Raw genomic sequence first — 23284 nt, 5'->3', positions numbered from 1 at the left:
GTTATCCTCTCAGTTCCTGCTGTGCCAGCGGTTGTAGCGTGCCCTGGTAACGGGCAAGGTCAGGACGGTAAGCCGCACCCGGCGCATAAGACCACCCGACGTCGGTGGCCACCTTCGTGGTACCGGTGTTGAAGGTGGCGACGTTCTGCATCTCGCCGGTTTTCTCTGAGACCAGCTTCAGCTCCCAGCCCATAGCGGTGCCGGAATCCGCTACTTTCAGACCTCGGGCGCGGACATCTGCCGCGCTCAGGGCAATCACCCCGCAGCGACAGCGCCAGCCGTTCGGCGGGTAGAACGCCTGCCAGAACGGGTCATCATAGCGCCGCACCATATTGTGAAGCAGCAGATGCGCCTTACGGCTATGGCTGTCGTTGATGCCGGTATACATCCAGTACGGCCTGTCGTCGACGTTCTCCATCTGTTCGGCCCAGCGCCCGGCGCTGTAGAGCACCGACATATTGGTGCGAAAAATGGTGTCGAGCCGCCACGGGCTACCCTGCTGGATAGTGACCGGTTCACCCGTTACCGGGTCGGTGGTGTCACGCGGCCCCCACCATCCCTTACGCTGCAGCTCCGGCTCCAGCTCCTGTCGGAACCAGCGGTCTGTTTTCCCCTCATCCAGCGCCTTCTGCAGCGCGCTTCGGATATCTTCAAGGATGTCGAGGCGGGTCACTTTGGCGACGGTAAAAGCGCGGGCATGCGCATCCTGCCACATCTCCTCCCAGTCCCAGGTGAATTTATACCCTTTGGATTTCAGGTAACTGATAGCCCGCTTCGGGGGAAGCGTCATGCAGTACGCCAGCTCAGCCGTTGTCACGCTCATGCAGACGCCCCCAGAGTGTTGAAACAAACAGGATACGAGCCAGCCGCTCCTGCAGGTCATCCGCGTTCATCTGCGGGTACAGTTCGGCCAGCGCACCCAGCAGCTCCGAGGGGTTAACACCGCCCTCAACCTGCTTAAACAGCGGGGTCAGCACCGGCTCAAGCACGCCGTTTAACGAGCCGCCGTTCATCAGAATATCCAGCGCATCATCCAGCTCCTGCTGAGCCTGAATATCGGCATCAATCGCCTCGGCGAACGACAGCGGCAGCGTGTTGTTCTTCTGGCGCTCTGAAGGCGGTGTCTCATCAATATCACCGTCCAGCAGCTGGTACTCGCGCTTGAAGTATTGCGGCGTGAAGACCACACCGGCGCGGCTGAGTTTCTCATCGCGGGTGGCCTGCGTATCGTCGACCGTTCCCTGTTCCCACATCTTCCAGACGGGGCTGGCCACATCGCCAAAGTTCAGCGAGACGGCCTGACGGATAACCTGATTTACTGCACTCACCACAATCTCGGCGTCGGCATCGCGGATATCACTGGTGACTTCCAGCCCGGCCTGTGCAGAGGCGCGGTTACTGTTCGCCTCAGTGGTCTGGTTCTGCCCCAACAGGGCAATAGAGATTTCGCTGCGGGCGAGCGTAATCAGATTCTGGTAAATATCGCTGCTGTCGGCTTTGCCTGCGGCCTCTTTGATTTCGATAGAAGAATCATCGGGAATAGCCGCCACGGCGTCTTCGACCATCGCCTCCATCGAGTCCAGCAGCAGGTCAATCTCGCCCTGAGCCGTACCGCGTGGATGCTTACCGATAACCCACGGCGAGCCAAATTTCTCGGCAAAGCGCACCCAGAACTTCATCCCGCCTTTCTTAAACGTCACAGGCCAGAAGCACATCGACAAATCAGGGAAGCCATACGGGTTGTCGTAGGTCGCATCCTGACGCGGTACCACGAACTTATTCAGCGGGACGGGTTCGCCCTCCAGCCCGGCGTCTTTGGCCCGGAAGCGCAGCAGGTTGTCGTTGTCGAACTGGAACCACTCGGGCGGTTTACCCACGATGTCGGTGACCGCCCAGGACTTAACCGAACGGCCCCACATGATTTCGCAGGGCTGATATCCGTAGAGCACGGCATCAGTCATCTCGCCGATGATGCGGGAGATATCGAGATCGTCGAGCATGTCGTTAATAAAGCTGAAAACCCGCTCCGGGGCATGACCACGCTCAAGCCCACGCTCAAGCGACTTGACCGCCGCTTTACGTCTGCGGATACAGCCACCAACCAGCGGGTCGGTACGCAGCTCACGATAGATGCGAATATCCCGGCCCTGTGATTTGAGAATAGGATCGGGATTGGGCAGGTACATCCCCAGACCGAAGAAGTCGATTGAGCGGCTGCGGGACGCAATCTGCTCCGTAAGCGTCTTGTTCGGCTCGGCAAAGCTGACAAATTCATTGGGTGAAACCCAGAGTCCACGCGGCATCAGTAACCCTCCAGCATGCGGGCCGACTGGCGACGACGGCGTGAGCTTGCCTTCACCGGCCCTTTGTTAATTTCACGGCTGGCAAAGTACGCCAGCGCCAGCGAGATAGCCGAGTCCCCGTGGCGTTTGCCACTGTCCGACTTCGCTTTTGACCGCTGTTCAGGAACGCGGGGAACGCCGTTAACCACCTGAACGGCTCGCAGGTCATCCAGCGTGTCTTCATCCTTCGGCAAATCAATCAGGTTGCCATCCTCCAGCGCCGCCTTGACCGGCGGCATATGTTCCCGGTACCAGCTCTCGGTAGGCATGACCTGCTTCACCCGGCTGGAGCCATAGCGCTGCATGGCATACTCCGCCAGATAGGAGCCGTTACCACGGGCATCAAGTGCCGCGCCCATCAGGTTTGGCAGGCCGTCCATCAGGTACCAGGTGATTTGTTCCTGCTGTTTGAACGGCACATTACGCAGCTCCATCACGAACGGTACGCGGCGTACCAGGTTCTTCTCCTGCAGCAGGGGATAGTCCACCGACAGGTCACCGCTGCGGCCAAAGTCACGCCCTAAAAACGAGCGGGCATCGGCGGGAAGCGCCTCCAGCAGCGGCTTCAGATGTGTATCAAGCCAGTCCTGTGTATCACTGAAGCGCTCAGCGTCGGGCTTCAGCTCGTAGCCCTCCGGGCAGGTCAGGCGCAGCACCGGCGTATCGGGTGACATACGGGACTCAATCAGGGCGCGGGACAGCCAGGCACCGCCGCCGTTGGCCGGGATACAGTCAAGCTCTTCGGATGCGCCGGTGCCGTAGAACTTGTACACCGACGCCATCCACGCCTGTTCAGCGTCCTGGGTCCATTCCTTCCCGGTTCGCAGGCAGACACGGTGAAACAAACCCTGTGCAACGGCTTCTTTGAAGGCAATTCGCTGCACGCTGCCCCCCTGACGTCCGGCGCGGATATCGCCAATAAGCGTATTGAACGGGTTGTCGTCACCGTCATGGGTGGAGATAACGCGCACCTTGCCACCCCAGATAAGCATCGCCAGCGCCGCCTTCAGCAGTTCGTCCAGTTGCTCATGAAACGCGGCCTCATCAATCACGATGATGCCCTGACGGCCACGCAGGTTAGACGGGCGACTGGAGAGCGCGACAACGCGGAAGCCGGAGTCGGGAAACTTGATGGTGTAGGTCTTGATATGCTTGTCGTCTTCGTCTTCTTCCCAGAAACCTTCTTCAATCTCGCTGGCGGCGTAGTTGAATGCCCGCGCCCACATGGCGCAGGCCTGGATATACTCGACGGTCATGTCCTGGTTATAGGCAATGTAATAGACGTTCATGCCACCCGCAGGTGCTGAAGAGGCAGCGGTCAGCACGTTGTCGGACGCCTCCGCCCAGGTGATACCGGTACGGCGGCTCTTCTCAATCACCTTGAGCGGAGACGTATCAGCCACCCAGCGCTGCTGGTAAGGCATCAGAGCAGCTGGCACATCCAGCGCCGAGGTATCAGGCAAAACGGGAGCAAGCTGACTCATGTGGCAATCCCCAGAATTTCACGTCGCAGCGCCTGTACGGCATCAGCTGACAGGCCACCCTTGCGGGCAATCTTCTCGGCGTTACCCGCCGCCAGCCGGGCACGGTCACGGACTTCGCTCTGAAACTTCTTCAGGTTGACGGAGGCGCGGGACAGCGTGGCCACGTTTTTGGCAACCTTGGACAGCAGCGCCACGCGCTCTTTGGGGTCGACTTCGCCTTCTTCCGCTTCCTGCAACTGGACGATACTCTCGAACAGCTCGGTCTGGATCAGGGCGATGACGGCCTCCGAACGCGCATCCTGATCGTCAGCCGCACCTTCGGTCAGCATACGGGCCGCTTCGGTGGCCGCACGAATGGCACCATAGCGGCGCTCAATCTTCTGGCCATAGCGATGGATAGCCGATTTGCTGATGACGTAACCCTGCTCACGCAGCAGGGACTCCAGTTCGGAGTAGCCGCTGAAGCCGGATTCATTCAGCGCCCGCTCAAGCCAGCGCCGCACGTTTTCCGGCAGCTTATCTATCGTGCTGCGTCTGGCCATCATTCACTCCAGTACTTTACCGGGCGGGCAATGCCGGGGCCGCATTCAACGGTATATTCCACCAGGTCAACGCCGAGGCGGGTCAGGTCGGCAAACCAGTCACCGGAAGGCTTCTTCTCCAGATCAACCATCTTGCGGTCAGCCAGGTAGTCCAGTTCCCGACGCAGCTCAAGATGCGTAGTGTCCGGGTAGATGGCGCGGGACACATCCAGCAGCAGCGTTTCGCTGGCGGTATACGGGCGGGTTTTGTTCAGAGCGACCAGCAGACTCCAGCGCAGGGATTCCCGGCGCACGCGGGTGATATCAACCATTTTTACCTCCGGTAATACGGTACTGTTGTACCACTTCCAGCTTGTTATAAAGCGCGTCCAGCTTGGCTTCGATGACCGTCTGCCCCCGGATATAATCCTCGCGGCGGACATAGTTCAGGGGCAGTTCCGCACGGAATCGCATAAACTCTTTTTCCAGCTCGCCCCAGTTGGAGGAGGACTGCTGCAGCGACTGCTCAAGCGAGGCAAATCGAGCCGCCTGACGTTCCTCCGCTTTACTGAAAAGCCACTTGGCCATACCGCCGACAAAGCTCATGAAGGTGATGAGGAAGCCCACCACCGTCCAGAATTCAACCTGCAACGTCATTTTTCTAATCCCTCTCGTTCGTCAAGCAGACCGTTTATCTGGCCTCGCCAGACGCGGCACTGTCTGGCGTTGTCGATGATGTTGGCGAGGATGTCACGCTGGGAGACGCCTGAGTTGCGTAGCCCGGCGTCAGGGGCTTCAGGAGGCCGGGGCGCTGTGCCAGCACCGGGGATAGCGGTGGTAACGCTGCCTGCATGACCGCTGTCGACGGATGCGTCGTCATATCCGAGCGCTGCGTTGTACTGGCGCACGAAACCGCGAGTAAACACGCACTCAATGGGATGGCTCTTGCCTTTTTCATCAATCCAGCGCTGTGTGACATCATCAATTTTCTCTTTAAGTTGTTGGTTCTGGTTTTCAAGCAGCGATACCTGCTCAAGGTAATCGGCCTCTGCCTGATGGCCTGCGGCTACCTGCTCCTGATAGCGCTTAGCCCAGGCCCGCAGCGCAGCGTTCTCAAGCGTTGCCTGTTCTGTTTTGTATGTATCGAATGCTGACTGCAGCGTGCTGAGTGCCACATCTCCGTCGCGTTTTGCGTCATTGTGTCCACCGCGATATCCCCAGTGGTACAGGCCATACAGCACTCCCACTAAGGCAAGCGTGAACAGCATGCCGCGCCACGGCAGTTTTTTTATCAGGCTAGTCCACACAGCTGCCGCCTCCCCAGGTGAGATAGCGCGGGGCCAGTTCGTGCAGGATGCGCTGCGGATAGTGACGGTTCTCCCGCCAGTTGGCGGCGCTGCGCCCGGCATTCACCGTGGCGACATGCTCAAACCAGCGGGTACCGTCCAGCCCGTTCTGCGCGGCCAGACGCTTATCGCGCTGTACCCAGCCCAGTCCACCGTTGTAGCCCGACAGCGTCATGGCCATCCGCTCGCAGCTATTGGCGGCGCTGACGCGCTGCCACAGCCAGCGGTCATAGCTGACCAGCGCCCGGATGGCCCATGCCGGATTAAACGGCTCGCGACTGTTCAGGCCCGGTACCAGCTGACTAATCCAGTCGGCGGTGGCGGGCATAAATTGTGCCATCCCCTGAGCACCCACCGGCGATACGGCATCGGGTCGCCAGCCGCTCTCCTGATGCAGCTGCGCGGCAAAGTCTGCCACCGGCGCTGACATTCCCCATTCAAGCCGGGCATTACGGATCACATCGGCGCGGTACTGCAGGGCCGCCTGCGGAGGCTGTGCCGCTCTGGCCTGGCTGAAGAAACCACCGCACCAGAGCAGCCAGGCGATCACAAGGTTGCCAGCAAGCTGCCACCAGAAGCTATGCCTGTCGTTGCGTGGTTCGCCATGCTTGATGGCGGTCACGCCCAGACCAAAGGCCAGCAGGATGATGAGTGTGATTTGAGGCCAGTTCATGGTTACAGCCCCGTGGCCACGGCCAGACAGACCGCTGCAACAATCAGCGCACGGCGGATCAATGCGGCAGAAAAGACCAGGTGGAGGCCGGTCTGTACCGGGTAACGGCCAGACGCCATCAGCGTTTCATCATGCTTCAGGTATTGGCCGGGGCGGGCTTTGGGGAACAGCGAACGGTCGAGCCAGTAGCCGAGTACCGCAGCGAGCGTGATGAGCGACAGCTTGTAAACCACCACCGGCAGCTGCTGCGGCGATACCAGACCGATGGTACCGAGCAGCAGCACAGCGGTCAGCAGCCAGCCGCTGAGCCGGGGCTTTTTAACAGTGGGAATGATTTTCTTCAGGTTTTTCATGGTGCGTCTCCTTGTTGTGTGGGAGACAGCATCACAAATGCCAGGGGAAAGGGATTTTAAACAGCGTTAATAGTGAAGCGATGGGGCAAAACGCATGATTACTTTGAAAGAACGACAAGCCTGGTGCACCAGTACCTGACTAGCCAACAACCACGGATATTTCTCTGAAGGGGAAACGTATGACTTCGGCAACAGCTAAATCCAGCTCACTCTGTCTGATGGGGGTCACCTGCGATGAGTACGAAACTGCGGCAAAAATTTACACCCTCCGCGTTAATGCTGACAATCTGGCAGAGGCAATAAGAGAGATGCAGGCCGCGCTTGAGCAGGTGGAGAAAACGCCACGAATGCTCCCTGAAAATAAGCTGAAAGGAATACTCATTGGACAGATAAGACTGACCATCAGCGCCAATCCAAAAAGCAGATTGGCTTGCTAACTATCTGGCCGTCATATTGCTCATTCCATTACCCGCCTGCCTGTTGATGCCGGAAGTGGGATCAGTATCTCCCAGAATGGTTCCTCACCATTTGCATGTGCAAGACTTTCACCTGACCAGTACAGATGCGCCCGACGATATATATCAAGAACCGGGCCATCACTGTTAAGCAGCCTCATATCACCACGGTGAACAGGATTCTCGTTCCTTATTTCATATATCGGCGCTGTCCGTATTCCATCATCACCACGCTCGTTGGCCAGCAATTCTCTGAATTGTTTAACCTCACTGATTTCCTGACAGGCAAACAGCGACTGATATCGGGACGGTTTATCAGGAAAGTCGCTACGCCTTACAAGTTCAAGGATGAGACCAATCAGTAAGGCGCTGTCCCTTTGATGATCTTCATCGAAAAGCGCAGGGTTGTAGAGGTAGTTATGGCCGTGCTTTGACAACCCTTCTGGATACATTTGATTCAGGAAATCAGCCAGCTCTGGCTGTTTTGGGGCGTAGTGACGCAGCGGTATCTCATGGAGTGAACGCAGGCTATTAGCGGAATCAAGCGTGTAATACTTTTCCAACAGGGGGACATCCTTATCAAACCAGTTAAATGACGAGGCTGTATACCGATATCCAGTAAACCGCGTTAATAGCCGCCGAACATCCCCAACCTCATCCTGACAGTGAAAGAACGACCAGCCCGGTGCGTCAACACCGGACTGGCCATCAACCCACAGATATGCGCTGTGAGCCAACCAGGGTTCAGTCAGTCTCGCGAGACCAGACTAGCCTGCCATATTTTCACCGACTGTAAAAGGCTTACGGATAATGAAAGAACAATCTTTGCCCATCGTTCCATGGATCGGCGGTAAACGCCGTCTGGCCAAACATATTTTGCCGCTTTTCCCAGCTCACACCTGTTATGTAGAGCCATTCAGCGGTGCAGCGGCGCTATATTTCCTGAAGACCCCCAGCAAGACTGAAGTTATCAACGATATCAATGGCGAACTGGTGAACTTATACCGGGTAGTCAAACACCATCTGGAAGAGTTTGTCCGGCAGTTTAAATGGGCGCTGGTGAGTCGCCAAATCTACAAATGGTTGCAGGATACGCCAGAAGAAACGCTGACTGATATTCAGCGTGCAGCCCGGTTCTACTACCTCCAGAAGCAGGCCTTTGGCGGCAAGGTTGCAGATCACACCTTTGGTACCTCCACCACCAGTGCGCCGCGCTTTAACCTACTGCGCATCGAGGAAGAGTTGTCGATGGCGCACCTGCGCCTGTCGAGAACATTGATAGAACATCTGGACTGGCAACAATGCATAAAGCGCTATGACCGCCCCCATACGCTGTTTTACTGCGACCCACCATATTGGGGAACGGAAGGCTACGGCGTGGAGTTTGGGCTTGAAAACTATGACCTCATGGCGGAACTGGCGCGTAGTATCAAAGGAAAGATGATTATTTCGGTGAACGATATCCCGGAAATGCGGCAGGCTTTCAGCGGTCTGAATATCCAGACGGTGGATATCAGCTACAACCTTAAAGTCACCGGGAAAGCCTCACGACGGAAAGAGTTAGTGATTTGTAATTTTTGACGGTTAGGCGAGCAAAGGAGGTGAAGTTTCTACATCACCTCCTTCCTCCCGAAGTGAGTGCGACTAACGGGATTTTTCTTTATCGAGTTTTATGACCATATCCCCACCAGGTACATCCATTTTGTCGAGACAAACGGACTGGCAGGCTGATTTAGATATTTTCACTTCATGGGCATTGTTCGATATAAATAAGAAGCAGTTATTCCCAGAAGCAGCGTAATCATTCGGGATATTATTATCGTCTTTGATATGGAATTGCACTGTTGTTACTGGCCGCATGCTGTCATCAGACACCTCAAACTTATCGAAATTAACAGCGTATTTGTCCAAACCAGGGCACTGTTGGCGAATAAAAGGCAGCTCGCGCTTTACAATCGGATTATCGGTCTCAACACTAAAGACTGCGTGATCTGCTGCTGAGCTTTGTACGTCAGTAGGGTCAGCATTATCTCCACATCCAGCCAGAAGAAAAATCGTTGGTAATAGAAAATTTCGTATAGTCATATTATTAACTCTTCAATGTTCTTAATAGGAACAAATTAACCCACATTTTTTAAATTTTTAAGCTTTGAGGACAACTCCTGAAGCTGCTTTTCCATCTCAATTACACGCTGTTTTTCTTCAGCGCCTCGCATGAGATCTCGTCGAACCTCAGGGTCGAGCTGATTTAATAGCTCAAGCATTTTAAGGTCCGCTTGACTGAAGCTTTGCATTGCTGGTTCAGCCTTTGGCACCTCACTCTCATCCTCCCCCTTGCCGGTGAGTAACCAGTCAAGGGAGATACCCCTTTCCTCAGCAATGTTTATGCAAATTGAATAAGGCACAGAGTCTCGCTTTCTCCAGCTAGCTAAAGTCTGTCTGTTAACGTTCAGCGCCCGAGCCAGCTCACTGTCGTTATCGACATTAAACAGTGACATGAGTCGCAGAAGCACTGCATCAACGGCCTTTTTATTCATTTCAAATAAATCCCACTTGAGTTATTCATTTTGAATAAGTACACTTATTCATATTGAGTACATCATAACCCAATAGGAACACGGTGCATATGAACAAACAACAGGTTCGAGCACGACTGGTTGAACGGGGCAGCAGCCTGCGCCAGTTCGCGCTTAACGCAGGCTATGAGCCACGAACTGTCACCCAAGCGGTTAGCCGCTGGGCTGGCAAAAATGAGCTTCCTCGTGGACGTTTGACGTATCGCATTCTGCGCGATCTGTCTGTCGTGATCGGCAAAGAAGTTACACCGGGCATCCTTCAGGAGGCGTCATGAGCAAAACAAATATTTCCAGCTCTGGCTCTCGCATATTGCGAGTTCTTAAAGCGCTTCGCGGTCATGCCCTGAACGGTGTTTCAAACGGTGAGTTGGCCTCAGCCCTCGGAGAATCACCGGCCAATATCAACCGGGCGTTGAATACCCTTATTGAAGAAGGTCTTGCTCTTAAACTGGACAACGGCCGCTTTGCACCTGGCGTCCAACTTTTGCAAATCGCCATGGCGCACAGCAGCGAGATGGCTAGGGCACAAGATCGCATCAATGAAATTAACCAGCGCGTCATGGCTGGCAGCCGCTAAGGAGAAATAATGGGACGTACAAAATCACAATCAGTTGAATTAGTTGAAGATGCGCCACTAGGCGGCGACCTTAATATCAGTCTCAATGCAATGACTGAACATCGTCTTGAAATCATGCAGCAGTTTGGTGATGGCCTGCCGTATGAACGAGATCGTATCGTACATGAGACACGTTTTTACATGGCGCAGAGTGCGGAAGCCATGCTGGAAGCGGGCAAGAGGCTTGTTATTCTTAAAGAGAATGAACCACATGGTGAGTTCATTGAAATAGTTGAATCGCAGTTATCTCTACCAAAGCGGACTGCACAGGTAATGATGCAGGCATCACTCAAATATCTTTCCCCAAAACTTGAATCAAAAGCGCAAGCGCTTGCGCTTTTGGGAAAAACAAAACTCTTCGAGTTGATGACCGAAGATGATGACGATCTGGTCGAATTGGCTGATGGTGGCACTGTTGCCGGTATGACACTTGACGATATCGATCGCATGACCAGCCGTGAACTGAAAGCTGCATTGCGTGAAGCCCGCGAAACCAACTCAGCACAGCAGCGTGTTCTCGCTGACAAGAATGAGAAGATTGACACACTCTCCACAAAACTGGAGAAAAAGTCCCGTATTCAGCCGCCCAGACCTGATGAAGAGGTAAAGAAACTGCGGGCTGAAGTAACAGCATTATCCACCGAAGCGGAATCAGCCATAACCGTTCGCCTGTTCAGCGCCTTTGAAACTCTGTGCGCATATTGCGCAGAAAATCAGATTGATACGCCCAAAGATTTTATGGCAGGGCTTATTTGTGAGCTGGAATATGCTGCCCGCAGCCTTCGTTCGACCTTTGACCTTCCAGATACCCCGACAGGCAACGCTGCTCCAGCCTGGCTGACTGAGCCAGAACCTGAGATTAACCGGCAGGAGGCGTAACCGATGAGCGCCGCCCTGACTGAACGACTGGTTTCTGTTGCCCGCGCGGCACGTGACGCGGGGCATGGAAAGCGCGGTGCGGTATATGACGCCGCCTGCGCTGAATTGGGTCTCTCCCGCGCAACGTTGCTGCGCAAGCTGAAGGAGGTATCTGTGACTGATAAACGTAAAAAACGCACTGATGCCGGGCGCAGCGCACTGAGCCGCGACGAAGCTGCACTGATATCTGCAACCCTGCGTGAAGCAACCCGTAAAAACGGCAAACGACTGTATTCCATCGCCGATGCGGTGGAGACCCTGCGCACTAACGGCTTTATCTCCGCAGGCAGAACGGATGAAGAAACCGGCGAGTTCTTCCCGCTTTCTGAGGACACTATCAGCCGCGCCCTGCGTAACTACGGCCTGCACCCGGAACAGCTGGACGCACCGGCTCCGTCTTCGGAGATGGCCAGCCTGCATCCTAACCACGTCTGGGAGATTGATGCTTCACTCTGCACCCTTTATTACCTGAGCAACGGCCACAAGGGATTACAGGTGATGGACAGCGCGAAGTTCTACAAAAACAAGCCTGCCAATATTGCCCGCATCGCCAGTGACCGCGTATGGAGTTATGAGATTACCGACCACACCAGCGGCTGGATTTACGTTGAGTACGTGATGGGCGCGGAGTCCGGTGAGAACCTCTGCTCCGTTCTTATCAATGCGATGCAGGAACGCGGTGGCGCGGATGTGCTGCACGGTGTGCCGAAAATTCTCTACCTCGACCCCGGTTCGGCGAACACCGCTGGTATGACTAAAAATATGTGCCGCTCTCTGGGTATCGACCTGATAGCGCACAAGCCGCATAACGCCCGTGCGACTGGCCAGGTGGAAAAAGCCCGCGACATTATCGAACGCAAGCTGGAGCCGGGGCTGAAGTTCCAGCCTGTCAACAGTCTGGAAGAGCTGAACGCACTGGCCGTGAAATGGCGCAGCCACTTTAACGCCACGGCAGTACACAGCCGCCACCGTAAAACCCGCACGGATATCTGGCTGAAAATTACCGCCGATCAGCTGACGAAAGCGCCAACCGCTGAAGTATGCCGCGAACTTGCAGTTGCCGCGCCGGAGAGCCGCAAAGTGACATCAAAGCTGCGGGTACCGTTCCGGGGCATCGAGTACGACGTCTCTGCGGTGCCGGGCGTGATGGTTGGCGAAAAGCTGATGATTACCCGCAATCCATGGCGCACCGATGCCGCACAGGTTGTGCTGACTGGCGAAGACGGCCACGAGATGTTCTTCCTCGTTGAAGAGGTTAAAAAGAACGAGTTTGGCTTTGCTGAAAGTGCGGCTGTGTTTGGCGAAAGCCATAAGGCAGTGGCGGACACCCCGGCGCAGACAGCGGCAAAAGAGATTGAACAGCTTGTTACCGAAACAGATAACGCCACTGATGCCGCTGCGGCACGTAAAGCGAAGGCACTGCCGTTCGGCGGCAGGCTTGACCCTTACAAGCATATCGACGACGCCACACTGCCGACTTATATGCCTAAGCGCGGTCAGGCGTCAGAGGTACGCGGCCCACGTGTTGAGCAGCGTCCGTTGACCCATGTGGAAGCGGCGAAAGCCCTGCGCGAGAAATTCAGTGCGAACGGCCATACCTGGAAGCCAGAACATTATCGCCAGTTAGCGGCGCAGTACCCTGAAGGCGTACCCGAAGCCGCGCTGGATGAGGTGATGACCGCTATGACCACTCCGGCCCGCAGCAGCGTTATCAGCATCGTTAACGGCAACTGAGGAGGAAAACATGCTGGTACTGAAGCAACAACTGAAAGAGGCCCGCATCCCGCAGGCGGTGGTGGCAAGAGCCGTTGTCGTTTCCGAGGCCACGCTGGCCCAGATTGTGAACCATAACGAGTGGCCCCGCACCCGCCCGGAGGAAGTGCGCCAGCGTCTGGCGTCTTATCTGGAAAGTCAGGGGATTGATACAGCGAAGAGTTTTGATGCTGCACAGGGCGCTGTCACGCCCCGTACAGCGGGCACTACCGATAAAACCAACCTCAGTGAGGAAGAGAACATGTTACTCAAAAAGCAGGTGTTATTTCCAGCAACTAAAAAAGCGTTTGGCCTTTTCCGTGACCCGTTTGCCGATGATGCCATGCAGGGCGCGGAAGATGTATTCACCACGCCCGATATCCGCTACGTGCGTGAAGCCCTTTACCAGACCGCCCGCCACGGTGGCTTTATGGCGGTTATCGGTGAGTCCGGTGCGGGTAAATCCACGCTGCGCCGCGACCTGATTGAACGCATCAACCGTGAGAATGCGCCGGTGGTGGTCATTGAACCCTACATCATCGCTATGGAAGACAACGACGTGAAAGGGAAGACCCTGAAGGCGGCGGCTATCGCCGAGGCCATTGTCAGTACCATCGCGCCGCTGGAGAACATCAAACGCAGCCAGGATGCCCGTTTTCGCCAGTTGCACCGCGTACTGAAAGACAGCTGCTCAGCGGGTTTCAACCACGTACTGGTGATTGAGGAAGCCCACAGCCTGCCGATCCCAACTTTAAAGCATCTCAAACGTTTCTTTGAGCTGGAGTCCGGTTTTAAACGGTTGCTGTCCATCGTGCTGATTGGCCAGCCGGAGCTGGCAGACAAGCTTTCCGAACGCAACATGGAGGTACGTGAAGTCGTACAGCGCTGCGAGGTGGTTGAACTGCTGCCACTGGACAACAGCCTCGAAGAGTTTCTGGCGTTCAAGCTGCAACGCGCCGGTAAGCAGCTGGCCGACGTTATGGACGCCAGCGCGGTTGACGCCATTCGCGCCCGCTTGAGCAATCTGGGCAGCAACCGCAAAAGCATGGTCAGCCTGCTGTATCCGCTGGCCGTCAGTAACCTAGTGATAGCCGCCATGAATCTGGCTGCTGAAATCGGGGTTCCACAGGTTAACGCCGACGTCGTGAAAGGGGTGTAACAATGAAATGCATCACCGATATCAACCAGCAGCTGCACCATTTGCAGTCTGCCATAGCAGCGCTGAACGCCATGAACAGCACCGTTCAGAGCATCATGATTGTAGGCAGTAAGCCAGTCATCCGCATCGCCAGAAACGGCCACTGTGCCCGCCTACTGGCGCAGGGGAAAGCGAGTTATATCCATGTTGGTCATGACGGCTCAGGGCGCTTTCGTCAGGGCGTCTTTGAGTTGCATGGCTGCCGGATTACATGGTCAGAGTCATTACATTAACCACAAGGTGAACCAAAATGAGCGAAATAAACAAAGAAGAATATATGAAAGACCGTAAAGGCCGTCTGGTGCCGGTTGCGCAGGTATCCGATTACGATCTGGCGATGGACTCTTTTGTCAAAGAGCAGGTCGCGGCTGCTAAGGTCAAAAGTGCTGACCTCAGCGACTTCAAGCAGCGCGCTTTTGATGAGTGCTATGCCTGGCTTGACCTGGTGGCCGAGAAGTACGGCAGAACACGTGGCGGGGTTAAGGGTAACGTAACCTTCAGCAGCTTTGATGGCAGTGAACAAATCACTATCCGTGTGCAGGAAACCCTGACCTTCGGGCCTGAGTTGCAGATTGCCAAAGACCTGATTGACGAGTGTGTCACCGAGTGGTCTGAAGGCGCGAACGCCAACCTGCGGGCCATCATCGGCGATGCCTTCCAGGTGGATAAAGAAGGTCAGCTTAACACCGGGCGTATTCTTTCCCTTCGCCGGGTCAAAATTCAGGATGAGCGCTGGAACCGGGCTATGGAGGCCATATCGGAATCACTGCAGGTGGCTATGTCCAAAACTTATATTAATTTCCGGGAGAAAGACAAACACGGGAAGCTAATTAATATCCCGTTAGATATCGCTGCCATTTAATTTTAATTCAATTTCTTTTTATTTCGGCGTCAGCGCCGTGGGTTTCTGCACGCCGAAAACAGCTTTAAGGAATTAAACATGTCCATCAAATGTACCAACTGCCAGAAAGGTATCACCACCATGAAGTTCAGCGAGGCCAGCGTTATTACCTCCGGTAAATACCGTGTCCCTGCGGTTCTCGTCACGCTGGTATGCCCTCACTGCAGCCAGCATTACTACGTGGAAGTCCCTGCCATGGAGTTCATCCCCTGCGAGGCGAAAAAATGAAAGGCATGAAATTATATAACCGCTCCACTATTTATAGCCTGGCCCTTAAAACCTTCGGCCCTGAAGCACAGGCGCTGAAGCTGATGGAAGAAGCCGCCGAACTGGCCGCTGCTGCCGCCCGCAACATGAACGGGCTGGGTAGTGAAGTTGACCTGGCTGGCGAACTGGCCGACGTTGAAATCATGATCGAACAGTTCCGCCTCAACGGAATGGGCCTGATGATTGACTTTCATAAGCAGAAAAAGCTGGAGCGCCTTGCCGAACGTCTGGGGGTGACTTATGCCGCAGAATAATAAGCTAACTGAAGAACGTCTGCTCTTTATCTATCAAAGCCTGAAGCGCTGGGCCGATCATGATGCCGTATTAAACAGCTATATCAGCGGTCAAAAGATAGACCCAATATTTCATGACTGCGTTGTAGCACTGGCTGAGTTGTTAGATCACCGCAAATCAGATACGTCTGAACCTGTTTCATTCGATGCGCTCAACGCAGCAGTAGCAGAGGTTACTGGCGGCAACCAGCATGCCTGGAATGGCAATATTTACAAGGGCCATCAGGAAGTTCCATTTATCAATTACAACTCACTATCGCGCATTGTTGAGAGATTCAGGGCTGCCCAGCCACCAGTACCGGAAGAGATAATGCCAGACCACGATAACACCTATGACTATGTAAACGGCTGGAACAACTGTCGTGCTGCAATGCTTCGTCACGAAGGCGACAACAGGCCGCATCAGCCAGTGAACGAACAGGAAGAGTGGAAGCTGGGGGCTAAATTATGAAGTTTTTACGCAAGAAGAAAGCATCAAAACCATGTCGTACTACTGCTAAATATCTTTTTGCTCGCGCCTTTTTTAAGAACGTAAGGCCTGGTATTCAAATTGGTGTTATTGCAGGACGCGAGCAGGTTAAAAATTACATGTCAGGTGCATGGTGGAATAACAACCCGATTATTACGGCCCGTAATATTCATATCAACTGGGGCGGGATTCATTATGATCGCTGAATTCTATGTCTCCACACTGTTCTGGTACGGTTTTGTTGGGTGGTGTACTGCTCAGTTGCACCTTTATATGGGCTTTTATTCGCGTTATCAGGGGGCGAAACGCTGGATTAGCTGGTCAGTTATTTGCCTGCTCTGGCCATTAACCCTGCCGCTTTTTGTCGACTTTGTTAGCCAACAGGATGCTGGGGGCGACAGCCATGACTAAACAACAGTTAATCCAGCTTATTCACATTGCCCGTAATGACCTGAAGATGGATGAAGATACCTACCGCCAGATGTTGCAGGGGCTAACCGGTAGGGCTTCAACCAAAGGGATGGATCTTTCGCAGCTAACTAAAGTGCTGGAGTCCATGAAAAAGAAAGGATTCAGGGTTAAGCCTGCCGGAAACGCCAAAACCGGTATTGCGCTGGATGACCATCCACAGTCCCGCAAAATACGCGTTCTCTGGCTGGATATGGCTGCGGCAGGCGTTATCCGTGACAGTTCTGAACTCTCGCTGGCACGTTGGGTGAAACGAGAAACCGGTGTTGACGGATTGCGCTGGCTGAACTCGGAACAGGCCAGCAGTGTTATTGAGAAGCTCAAAAAGTGGCATTACCGGACTACGGGGAAACGAACATGAGCGACCATAGCCAGTTTCGCAGTAAAGGGCCTGAATTGCTGGTTGAACTTGCCCAGCATACCGCTACAACGGTGCGTGAAATCATCGAAATTGACATCGCAGTGGCTGACCAAATCGGCGAGGCAGTCGCTAACCGCATGATGCAAGTCTGGGGCGGGCAGAACGTGTACTTCCCGATGGGCATGGTCTGGAAGGTCAGCCAGCGTGACAGGGAAATCTTCCTGGAGTTCGACGGACGCAACCATCACGAGCTGGCCCGCAAGTTTGGCGTTTCGCTACAGTGGATCTACAGCGTGGTGAAACGGGTTAAAAGGGAAGAGCTGGATCGGATGCAGGGTAAGCTGTTTGATGGTGAACCTGATGACGATGCCGGAACAAGGGAGTAAAATCACAATCCAGGCTGGTTCGAACTTGTTTTTTTTCGGGCCGGTCTGATTTTCACATACTGTAAGGTTATTGCACATTCCATCCAGTCTCTTCCCATGTTGACCCAGTTCATCCCATAATTATCTCACTAACTCCCTGTCATTTATCTCAAGTCTAATCATCTGCCATCAAATGATGAATCAGCTTATCGGTGAATGCCTGAGGGAGTTCTAGCCGCTCGCCGGCCGTTTGATAGAAATCGATCACCGATTGCCCGTTTTGGGTGGTGGCTTCCAGCAAGGCTTCGCAGGCGTTGTACACCAGCGTTCCCATTTGAGCCACATTGGCCATAAAACGCGTAATGCTGGTGGTACTGGCTAGGGGCGGGCTTTGATCCAACTGAGCCTGATCGATACCCACATCGTGGCAAGCGGCCATAAATAACCGGTAATGATCCCACTCTTCGCTGAGATGACGAAATTGGATGCCATGCCCGATTTGGTCATCGGCATAGTGAATAGCCCGAGGCATATGCGACATAACGCTGCGAGTGTAATGCATATTTTCCTGCGCCCAGCCGATAAGCACCGACGGCGATTCTTTACCATCATACAAATCTTGCCATATCTGTTGGTCATACATCTTATGCACCCAAATGGGCAGCCAGCGGTTGAATTCCGTCAAAAAAAGTGGCGTAGGAATCGCCTGATACGCTGGCAGACACCAGATGAAGCCTGCGGACTCCAGAGATGCCAAAGTATGATTAACGGTGGTGATGTCGAGTGATAGGTGTGTAGCGATTTGTTGTGGGGTTTGTGTGCCGTCACAGCATTCAAGCAGGCGTTTGAAGTTATCCCATTGATTGAGGTCTGCGATAGTTAGCGTCACTCCCGCTCGCGAGGCCGTCTTGTCTAAAACTACCGTATTGGGCAGTAATAAAGGCTTGTTGATACCTTCCATGATTCGCTCTCCAGATCATAAATTGTTTTATAAACGTCAGTATGAGCTAACCTCCCTAATATTTTAGGGAGGTCTTGACCGTTATTGTTCGGCTGCTGGTCGAGGTTTATTCTGCTCTGGTAGCTTGGTTTCAAGAATAATAATTTCCATTTTAAAATCCTCCGTGATTTTAAATAAATCCATATATAACATCATGTTAATCAATGTTACTTGAGCGCTTTTCTGCGCGTATTAATCTTTATAACTCGCCGTATAAAAAGTCAACACAGTCTGTCTTAATGTGAAGTTATGACCGTCGAGATAGGTAAAATTTGAGGCATGGCTCGAGTAAACAACCTGGCGTAATCTGAGGGAAGACAACGTATTGATGATAAGTTACGTTATATTGGATGACTGAATACCCAACCCGTGTTGAGTGGATAAGAGAATGTCGAAAAGTAATTACATCACCCGCGAAGGCTGGCAGGCTCTGGACCTCGAACTAAAATATCTATGGCGAGAAGAACGGCCAAGGGTGACGCAGGCAGTTTCAGAAGCAGCCGCAATGGGCGACCGTTCTGAAAATGCCGAATATATTTATGGGAAAAAACGCCTGCGGGAAATCGATCGTCGGGTGCGTTTTTTATCCAAACGTCTGGATGTGTTGAAAATCGTCGATCCCGATCCGCGTCAGGAAGGAAAAGTTTATTTTGGCGCTTGGGTTAGGGTGGAAAATGAACTGGGAGAAGAGCGGTTTTTTCGATTGGTTGGCCCAGATGAATTCGATCCGGCCAAAAAATGGATCTCAATTGACTCGCCGGTGGCGCGAGCCTTGATTGGTAAACAGGTAGATGATGAAATCACGGTTCAGACACCCAACGGCGAGGCAACCTACTGGATATTAGAGATTCGGTACCGGCCATTTGACGAAAAGTGTTGATTATTAGGTAGAACAATAAGCTTTGTAACAATTTCGACTAGAATATATACCATAAATAGCTGTCTGTTAGCGTGAGTTTTTCTAACAATATTCAGGTCGGGCAATACAGCCTTTGGGAGTACTAAAATGCAAGAGAATCACAAGATTCTGGTCGTCGATGATGACATGCGCCTGCGTGCGCTTTTGGAACGCTATTTGACTGAGCAAGGTTTTCAAGTCCGCAGCGTAGCCAATGCTGAACAGATGGACCGCTTGCTAACCCGTGAATCATTCCACCTGATGGTTCTGGACCTGATGTTGCCGGGCGAAGATGGGCTATCTATTTGCCGCCGCCTGCGTAGCCAGAGCAATCCAATGCCAATCATTATGGTGACCGCGAAAGGCGAAGAAGTTGACCGTATTGTTGGTCTGGAAATCGGTGCAGATGACTATATTCCTAAGCCGTTTAACCCGCGTGAGCTGTTGGCGCGTATTCGTGCGGTGTTGCGCCGTCAGGCCAATGAACTACCGGGTGCACCTTCTCAGGAAGAGGCGATTATCTCCTTCGGCAAATTCAAACTGAATTTGGGGACCCGCGAAATGTTTCGCGAAGATGAACCTATGCCATTGACCAGCGGCGAGTTTGCCGTGCTAAAGGCATTGGTGAGCCATCCGCGTGAGCCGTTATCCCGCGATAAATTGATGAATCTGGCTCGCGGCCGTGAGTACAGCGCCATGGAACGTTCCATCGATGTTCAAATCTCCCGTCTACGCCGTATGGTGGAAGAAGATCCTGCTCATCCGCGTTATATCCAAACCGTTTGGGGCTTGGGCTACGTATTCGTACCGGACGGCAGTAAAGCATGAGGCGATGGCGCTTTTCTCCGCGTAGCTCGTTTGCCCGTACCCTGTTATTGATTGTGACCTTGCTGTTCGTCAGTTTGGTCACAACTTATTTAGTGGTACTAAACTTTGCCATTTTGCCTAGTTTGCAGCAGTTCAATAAGGTTCTGGCTTACGAAGTTCGTATGCTGATGACCGACCGGCTGCAACTGGAAGACGGCACGCTACTGGAGGTCCCGCCCGCTTTTCGGCGTGAAATCTACCGTGAGTTGGGAATTTCTTTGTATACCAATGCTGCGGCGGAGGAGAGTGGCCTGCGTTGGGCTCAGCATTACAAGTTTCTCAGCGATCAAATGGCCCAGCAGCTTGGAGGGCCAACGGATGTGCGGGTTGAGGTTAATAAAAACTCGCCGGTCGTCTGGCTGAAAACCTGGCTATCGCCAGACATCTGGGTGCGGGTTCCTCTGACTGAAATTCATCAGGGTGATTTCTCGCCGCTGTTCCGTTATACGCTAGCGATTATGCTGCTGGCGGTAGGCGGAGCCTGGCTGTTTATCCGCATTCAGAATCGGCCCTTGGTGGAGCTGGAGCATGCGGCGCTACAGGTGGGGAAAGGCAATATTCCGCCGCCGCTGCGGGAATATGGCGCGTCTGAGGTGCGCTCGGTAACCCGGGCATTTAACCAAATGGCCTCCGGAGTAAAGCTGCTGGCAGATGACCGCACGCTTCTGATGGCGGGCGTCAGCCATGATTTACGTACACCGCTGACCCGTATTCGCCTAGCGACGGAAATGATGGCAGAAGAGGATGGTTATCTCTCTGAATCCATTAATAAAGATATTGAAGAATGTAATGCCATCATCGAACAGTTTATTGATTACCTGCGCACCGGGGAGGAAATGCCGACGGAAACCTGCGATCTGAACGCCATTTTGGGCGAAGTCATTGCAGCAGAAAGCGGATATGAGCGGGAAATTGAAACAGATTTATGCGACGGCGAAGTGAAGGTCGAAGTGCATCCGTTATCGATTAAACGTGCGTTGGCGAACATGGTGGTTAACGCAGCTCGTTATGGTAATGGCTGGATAAAAGTAAGCAGCGGCACTGAGTTACAGCGCGCCTGGTTCCAAGTGGAAGATGATGGGCCGGGTATCAAACCGGAAGAATTGAAGCATCTGTTCCAGCCATTCGTTCGCGGCGATAGCGCTCGTAGCACCAGCGGCACCGGTCTGGGACTGGCAATCGTACAGCGTATTCTTGATGCTCACTCAGGTATGCTGGATATCGGCACCAGTGAGAAGGGCGGGCTGTGCATTCGCGCTTACCTGCCATTGCCCTTAGACGTGAAATCGGTGGCACCGGGCAAACACGGTTGACGGTGTGAGCGACTAATATCAGTAAGAATCAGCAAGATCAAAAAAGGGCACGAATATCGTGCCCTTTTGCATAAGTAAAACAGATTAGATTTTCGGCCCGGCGCTGACTAAAGCTGCGCCAGCAGGGGTATCGGTATACTTATCGAAGTTGGTGACGAAGCGTTTTGCCAGATCTTCCGCTTTTTCCTGCCACTGCTCAAGACTGCTGTAGGTTTGACGCGGGTCCAGAATCTCTGGATTCACGCCCGGCAACGCCGTCGGTACCGTCAGATTAAATATTGGTAAGGTGAATGTCTCAGCCTTATCAATATCGCCATTCAGGATGGCATCAATAATCCCACGCGTATCTTTAATCGAAATACGTTTACCTGTGCCATTCCAGCCGGTGTTAACCAGATAGGCCTGAGCGCCCGCCGCCTGCATGCGTTTTACCAGTACTTCGGCATACTGAGTTGGATGCAGCGACAGGAAAGCCGCGCCGAAGCAGGCAGAGAAGGTTGGCGTTGGTTCGGTTACGCCGCGTTCGGTACCGGCCAGCTTGGCGGTAAAGCCAGACAGGAAGTGATACTGAGTTTGATCAGCGGTTAAACGAGATACCGGTGGTAAAACACCAAACGCATCGGCGGTCAGGAAAATGACCTTGGTTGCGTGGCCAGCTTTGGATACTGGCTTAACGATGTTTTCGATATGGTAAATCGGATAGGAAACTCGTGTATTTTCCGTTTTCGATCCATCGTTAAAATCAACGGTACCATCGGCCAGTACCATGACGTTTTCCAGCAGAGCGTCTCGCTTAATAGCGTGATAAATATCTGGCTCGGCTTCTTCGGAAAGTTTGATGGTTTTGGCGTAGCAGCCGCCTTCAAAGTTAAACACGCCGTCATCATCCCAGCCGTGTTCATCATCACCGATGAGTTTACGCTTAGGATCGGTAGACAGGGTGGTTTTGCCGGTGCCAGACAGGCCGAAGAAGATCGCTACATCGCCTTTCTCGCCCACGTTGGCAGAACAGTGCATGGAAGCAATGCCTTTCAGCGGTAGCAGGTAGTTCATCATTGAGAACATACCTTTCTTCATCTCGCCGCCGTACCAGGTGCCGCCAATCAGCTGCATGCGTTCGGTCAGGTTGAATGCCACAAAGTTTTCGGAGTTAAGACCCTGCTCTTTCCAGTTCGGGTTCGTGCATTTAGCGCCGTTCATCACGATAAAATCAGGCTCAAAATTGGCCAGTTCTTCATCAGTAGGGCGGATAAACATGTTTTTCACGAAGTGTGCCTGCCACGCAACCTCGGTAATAAAACGAACCTTCAGACGAGTATCAGCGTTCGCACCGCAGAAAGTATCAACCACAAACAGACGCTTACCGGATAATTGTTCGGTAACCAGCCCTTTCAACTGGGTCCAGGTTTCCTGACTCAGCGGTTTATTATCATTCTTGCCTTTGCCCTGATCGGCCCACCACACGGTATCTTGAGTGATGGTGTCGCGAACGATGTATTTATCTTTCGGGGAGCGGCCGGTAAAAATGCCGGTATCAACGGCGACAGCGCCTAAATTGGTGACAGTCCCGCGCTCATAGCCTTGCAGATCAGGCTTGGTTTCTTCCTGAAATAAAAGCTCATAACTAGGGTTGTAAACAATCTCGCTTACACTATGGATGCCATAATCGGCGAGCTCTTGCGGGGTGATTCCTTTAACACTCATGTCTAACTCCTAGGGTCGTCTTATTTTTATGCCACCGATTGTAAATCCTCAGCCTCGATTAACAGCGATTGCTATCAAAGATTTTAATAAATGACCTATTTTTAGCTAGGTTATGAGAGATAGCACACGAATTATAGCAAGCGT

Annotated in this window: 33 protein-coding genes; 19 read left to right on the top strand and 14 right to left on the bottom strand. The window is 53.3% G+C overall.

Annotated elements, in window-relative coordinates; translation table 11 throughout:
• Nucleotide 1: 1 nt before the first annotated feature.
• Genes ACQ4OC_RS13555 through ACQ4OC_RS13515 form a run of 9 tightly spaced genes read right to left on the bottom strand, consistent with a single transcriptional unit; the run spans nucleotide 2 to nucleotide 6719 of the window.
• Complete coding sequence (locus ACQ4OC_RS13555; protein WP_430971255.1) at nucleotides 2–823, bottom strand: phage minor head protein; 822 nt, start codon at nucleotides 821–823, stop codon at nucleotides 2–4.
• Nucleotides 804–2303, bottom strand: a complete 1500-nt coding sequence (locus tag ACQ4OC_RS13550; protein ID WP_430971254.1) for a DUF935 domain-containing protein — start codon at nucleotides 2301–2303, stop codon at nucleotides 804–806. Before ACQ4OC_RS13550 ends, ACQ4OC_RS13555 begins: the two co-directional genes overlap by 20 nt.
• Nucleotides 2303–3826, bottom strand: coding sequence for a hypothetical protein (locus ACQ4OC_RS13545; RefSeq protein WP_430971253.1), 1524 nt, complete (start codon nucleotides 3824–3826; stop codon nucleotides 2303–2305). The genes ACQ4OC_RS13550 and ACQ4OC_RS13545 overlap by 1 nt, the downstream gene beginning before the upstream one ends.
• Complete coding sequence (locus ACQ4OC_RS13540) at nucleotides 3823–4368, bottom strand: DUF3486 family protein (protein ID WP_032636387.1); 546 nt, start codon at nucleotides 4366–4368, stop codon at nucleotides 3823–3825. The genes ACQ4OC_RS13545 and ACQ4OC_RS13540 overlap by 4 nt, the downstream gene beginning before the upstream one ends.
• Nucleotides 4368–4679 (bottom strand): hypothetical protein, encoded by a 312-nt coding sequence (locus ACQ4OC_RS13535; RefSeq protein WP_430971252.1) that lies wholly within the window; start codon nucleotides 4677–4679, stop codon nucleotides 4368–4370. Before ACQ4OC_RS13535 ends, ACQ4OC_RS13540 begins: the two co-directional genes overlap by 1 nt.
• On the bottom strand, nucleotides 4672–5004 hold the full coding sequence (locus ACQ4OC_RS13530) for a hypothetical protein (protein ID WP_284931087.1): 333 nt from the start codon (nucleotides 5002–5004) through the stop codon (nucleotides 4672–4674). Before ACQ4OC_RS13530 ends, ACQ4OC_RS13535 begins: the two co-directional genes overlap by 8 nt.
• A complete protein-coding gene (locus tag ACQ4OC_RS13525) occupies nucleotides 5001–5654 on the bottom strand; it encodes a hypothetical protein (protein WP_430971251.1) in 654 nt (217 codons plus the stop codon). Before ACQ4OC_RS13525 ends, ACQ4OC_RS13530 begins: the two co-directional genes overlap by 4 nt.
• Entirely contained in the window at nucleotides 5644–6366 is a 723-nt protein-coding gene (locus ACQ4OC_RS13520) for a transglycosylase SLT domain-containing protein (protein ID WP_430971250.1), read from the bottom strand. The genes ACQ4OC_RS13525 and ACQ4OC_RS13520 overlap by 11 nt, the downstream gene beginning before the upstream one ends.
• Nucleotides 6367–6368: 2 nt before the next feature.
• Nucleotides 6369–6719, bottom strand: coding sequence for a putative holin (locus ACQ4OC_RS13515; RefSeq protein ID WP_032636382.1), 351 nt, complete (start codon nucleotides 6717–6719; stop codon nucleotides 6369–6371).
• Nucleotides 6720–6898: 179 nt separating this feature from the next.
• Between ACQ4OC_RS13515 and ACQ4OC_RS13510 the strand changes: the two genes are divergently transcribed.
• Nucleotides 6899–7156 (top strand): hypothetical protein, encoded by a 258-nt coding sequence (locus ACQ4OC_RS13510; RefSeq protein ID WP_430971249.1) that lies wholly within the window; start codon nucleotides 6899–6901, stop codon nucleotides 7154–7156.
• Nucleotides 7157–7176: 20 nt separating this feature from the next.
• Here the strand turns inward: ACQ4OC_RS13510 and ACQ4OC_RS13505 are convergent, their stop codons facing one another.
• Nucleotides 7177–7737, bottom strand: a complete 561-nt coding sequence (locus tag ACQ4OC_RS13505) for a DUF2441 domain-containing protein (RefSeq protein ID WP_430971248.1) — start codon at nucleotides 7735–7737, stop codon at nucleotides 7177–7179.
• A gap of 247 nt (nucleotides 7738–7984) precedes the next feature.
• On the opposite strand from ACQ4OC_RS13505, the gene ACQ4OC_RS13500 reads away from it, so the two are divergent.
• Entirely contained in the window at nucleotides 7985–8755 is a 771-nt protein-coding gene (locus ACQ4OC_RS13500) for a DNA adenine methylase (RefSeq protein WP_430971247.1), read from the top strand.
• Between the two features lie 63 nt (nucleotides 8756–8818).
• Here ACQ4OC_RS13500 and ACQ4OC_RS13495 read toward each other — a convergent pair whose 3' ends face one another.
• Nucleotides 8819–9259 carry a hypothetical protein gene (locus ACQ4OC_RS13495; RefSeq protein ID WP_430971246.1) on the bottom strand — a complete coding sequence of 147 codons (441 nt, stop codon included), beginning with the start codon at nucleotides 9257–9259 and terminating at the stop codon, nucleotides 8819–8821.
• 35 nt (nucleotides 9260–9294) lie between these two features.
• Nucleotides 9295–9711: a helix-turn-helix transcriptional regulator gene (locus ACQ4OC_RS13490; RefSeq protein WP_430971245.1), complete on the bottom strand. Its 417-nt coding sequence runs from the start codon at nucleotides 9709–9711 to the stop codon at nucleotides 9295–9297.
• Nucleotides 9712–9800: 89 nt separating this feature from the next.
• Between ACQ4OC_RS13490 and ACQ4OC_RS13485 the strand changes: the two genes are divergently transcribed.
• The 14 genes from ACQ4OC_RS13485 (at nucleotide 9801) to ACQ4OC_RS13420 (ending at nucleotide 17379) form a co-directional block, all read left to right on the top strand.
• Nucleotides 9801–10025: a phage-associated protein, BcepMu gp16 family gene (locus ACQ4OC_RS13485; protein WP_032636378.1), complete on the top strand. Its 225-nt coding sequence runs from the start codon at nucleotides 9801–9803 to the stop codon at nucleotides 10023–10025.
• Complete coding sequence (locus ACQ4OC_RS13480) at nucleotides 10022–10327, top strand: helix-turn-helix domain-containing protein (protein WP_032636376.1); 306 nt, start codon at nucleotides 10022–10024, stop codon at nucleotides 10325–10327. The genes ACQ4OC_RS13485 and ACQ4OC_RS13480 overlap by 4 nt, the downstream gene beginning before the upstream one ends.
• A gap of 9 nt (nucleotides 10328–10336) precedes the next feature.
• Complete coding sequence (locus ACQ4OC_RS13475) at nucleotides 10337–11245, top strand: DUF3102 domain-containing protein (RefSeq protein ID WP_430971244.1); 909 nt, start codon at nucleotides 10337–10339, stop codon at nucleotides 11243–11245.
• A 3-nt stretch (nucleotides 11246–11248) separates the two neighbouring features.
• Nucleotides 11249–13018 (top strand): integrase catalytic domain-containing protein, encoded by a 1770-nt coding sequence (locus tag ACQ4OC_RS13470; protein ID WP_430971243.1) that lies wholly within the window; start codon nucleotides 11249–11251, stop codon nucleotides 13016–13018.
• A 10-nt stretch (nucleotides 13019–13028) separates the two neighbouring features.
• Nucleotides 13029–14195, top strand: coding sequence for an ExeA family protein (locus tag ACQ4OC_RS13465; RefSeq protein ID WP_430971242.1), 1167 nt, complete (start codon nucleotides 13029–13031; stop codon nucleotides 14193–14195).
• 2 nt (nucleotides 14196–14197) lie between these two features.
• Nucleotides 14198–14467 (top strand): hypothetical protein, encoded by a 270-nt coding sequence (locus ACQ4OC_RS13460; RefSeq protein ID WP_063616857.1) that lies wholly within the window; start codon nucleotides 14198–14200, stop codon nucleotides 14465–14467.
• Nucleotides 14468–14484: 17 nt separating this feature from the next.
• Nucleotides 14485–15096, top strand: coding sequence for a DUF3164 family protein (locus tag ACQ4OC_RS13455; RefSeq protein ID WP_197825802.1), 612 nt, complete (start codon nucleotides 14485–14487; stop codon nucleotides 15094–15096).
• 78 nt (nucleotides 15097–15174) lie between these two features.
• Nucleotides 15175–15363, top strand: a complete 189-nt coding sequence (locus ACQ4OC_RS13450) for a hypothetical protein (RefSeq protein ID WP_032636369.1) — start codon at nucleotides 15175–15177, stop codon at nucleotides 15361–15363.
• Nucleotides 15360–15656 (top strand): hypothetical protein, encoded by a 297-nt coding sequence (locus ACQ4OC_RS13445; protein ID WP_427191402.1) that lies wholly within the window; start codon nucleotides 15360–15362, stop codon nucleotides 15654–15656. Before ACQ4OC_RS13450 ends, ACQ4OC_RS13445 begins: the two co-directional genes overlap by 4 nt.
• Entirely contained in the window at nucleotides 15643–16146 is a 504-nt protein-coding gene (locus tag ACQ4OC_RS13440; RefSeq protein ID WP_430971241.1) for a hypothetical protein, read from the top strand. Before ACQ4OC_RS13445 ends, ACQ4OC_RS13440 begins: the two co-directional genes overlap by 14 nt.
• Nucleotides 16143–16370 carry a hypothetical protein gene (locus ACQ4OC_RS13435; RefSeq protein WP_430971240.1) on the top strand — a complete coding sequence of 76 codons (228 nt, stop codon included), beginning with the start codon at nucleotides 16143–16145 and terminating at the stop codon, nucleotides 16368–16370. The genes ACQ4OC_RS13440 and ACQ4OC_RS13435 overlap by 4 nt, the downstream gene beginning before the upstream one ends.
• Complete coding sequence (locus ACQ4OC_RS13430) at nucleotides 16360–16575, top strand: hypothetical protein (RefSeq protein WP_430971239.1); 216 nt, start codon at nucleotides 16360–16362, stop codon at nucleotides 16573–16575. The genes ACQ4OC_RS13435 and ACQ4OC_RS13430 overlap by 11 nt, the downstream gene beginning before the upstream one ends.
• Nucleotides 16568–16993 carry a gp16 family protein gene (locus tag ACQ4OC_RS13425; RefSeq protein WP_430971238.1) on the top strand — a complete coding sequence of 142 codons (426 nt, stop codon included), beginning with the start codon at nucleotides 16568–16570 and terminating at the stop codon, nucleotides 16991–16993. The genes ACQ4OC_RS13430 and ACQ4OC_RS13425 overlap by 8 nt, the downstream gene beginning before the upstream one ends.
• Nucleotides 16990–17379, top strand: a complete 390-nt coding sequence (locus ACQ4OC_RS13420; RefSeq protein ID WP_032636363.1) for a Mor transcription activator family protein — start codon at nucleotides 16990–16992, stop codon at nucleotides 17377–17379. The genes ACQ4OC_RS13425 and ACQ4OC_RS13420 overlap by 4 nt, the downstream gene beginning before the upstream one ends.
• A 154-nt stretch (nucleotides 17380–17533) precedes the next feature.
• Here ACQ4OC_RS13420 and ACQ4OC_RS13415 read toward each other — a convergent pair whose 3' ends face one another.
• Entirely contained in the window at nucleotides 17534–18319 is a 786-nt protein-coding gene (locus ACQ4OC_RS13415) for a MarR family transcriptional regulator (protein WP_430971237.1), read from the bottom strand.
• 427 nt (nucleotides 18320–18746) lie between these two features.
• Between ACQ4OC_RS13415 and greB the strand changes: the two genes are divergently transcribed.
• From greB to envZ, 3 genes are all read left to right on the top strand, one after another.
• Nucleotides 18747–19238 carry a transcription elongation factor GreB gene (gene greB, locus ACQ4OC_RS13410; protein ID WP_064515658.1) on the top strand — a complete coding sequence of 164 codons (492 nt, stop codon included), beginning with the start codon at nucleotides 18747–18749 and terminating at the stop codon, nucleotides 19236–19238.
• 126 nt (nucleotides 19239–19364) lie between these two features.
• Entirely contained in the window at nucleotides 19365–20084 is a 720-nt protein-coding gene (gene ompR, locus ACQ4OC_RS13405) for an osmolarity response regulator transcription factor OmpR (RefSeq protein ID WP_049597277.1), read from the top strand.
• On the top strand, nucleotides 20081–21436 hold the full coding sequence (gene envZ, locus ACQ4OC_RS13400; RefSeq protein ID WP_430971236.1) for a two-component system sensor histidine kinase EnvZ: 1356 nt from the start codon (nucleotides 20081–20083) through the stop codon (nucleotides 21434–21436). The genes ompR and envZ overlap by 4 nt, the downstream gene beginning before the upstream one ends.
• A gap of 84 nt (nucleotides 21437–21520) precedes the next feature.
• On the opposite strand, the gene pckA is transcribed toward envZ, so the two are convergent.
• On the bottom strand, nucleotides 21521–23140 hold the full coding sequence (gene pckA / locus ACQ4OC_RS13395) for a phosphoenolpyruvate carboxykinase (ATP) (protein WP_430971235.1): 1620 nt from the start codon (nucleotides 23138–23140) through the stop codon (nucleotides 21521–21523).
• Between the last annotated feature and the right edge of the window lie 144 nt (nucleotides 23141–23284).

This window comes from Yersinia sp. J1 (assembly GCF_050586585.1).
Lineage (GTDB): Bacteria > Pseudomonadota > Gammaproteobacteria > Enterobacterales > Enterobacteriaceae > Yersinia > Yersinia entomophaga.
This window is presented reverse-complemented; position numbering and strand designations above follow the sequence as displayed.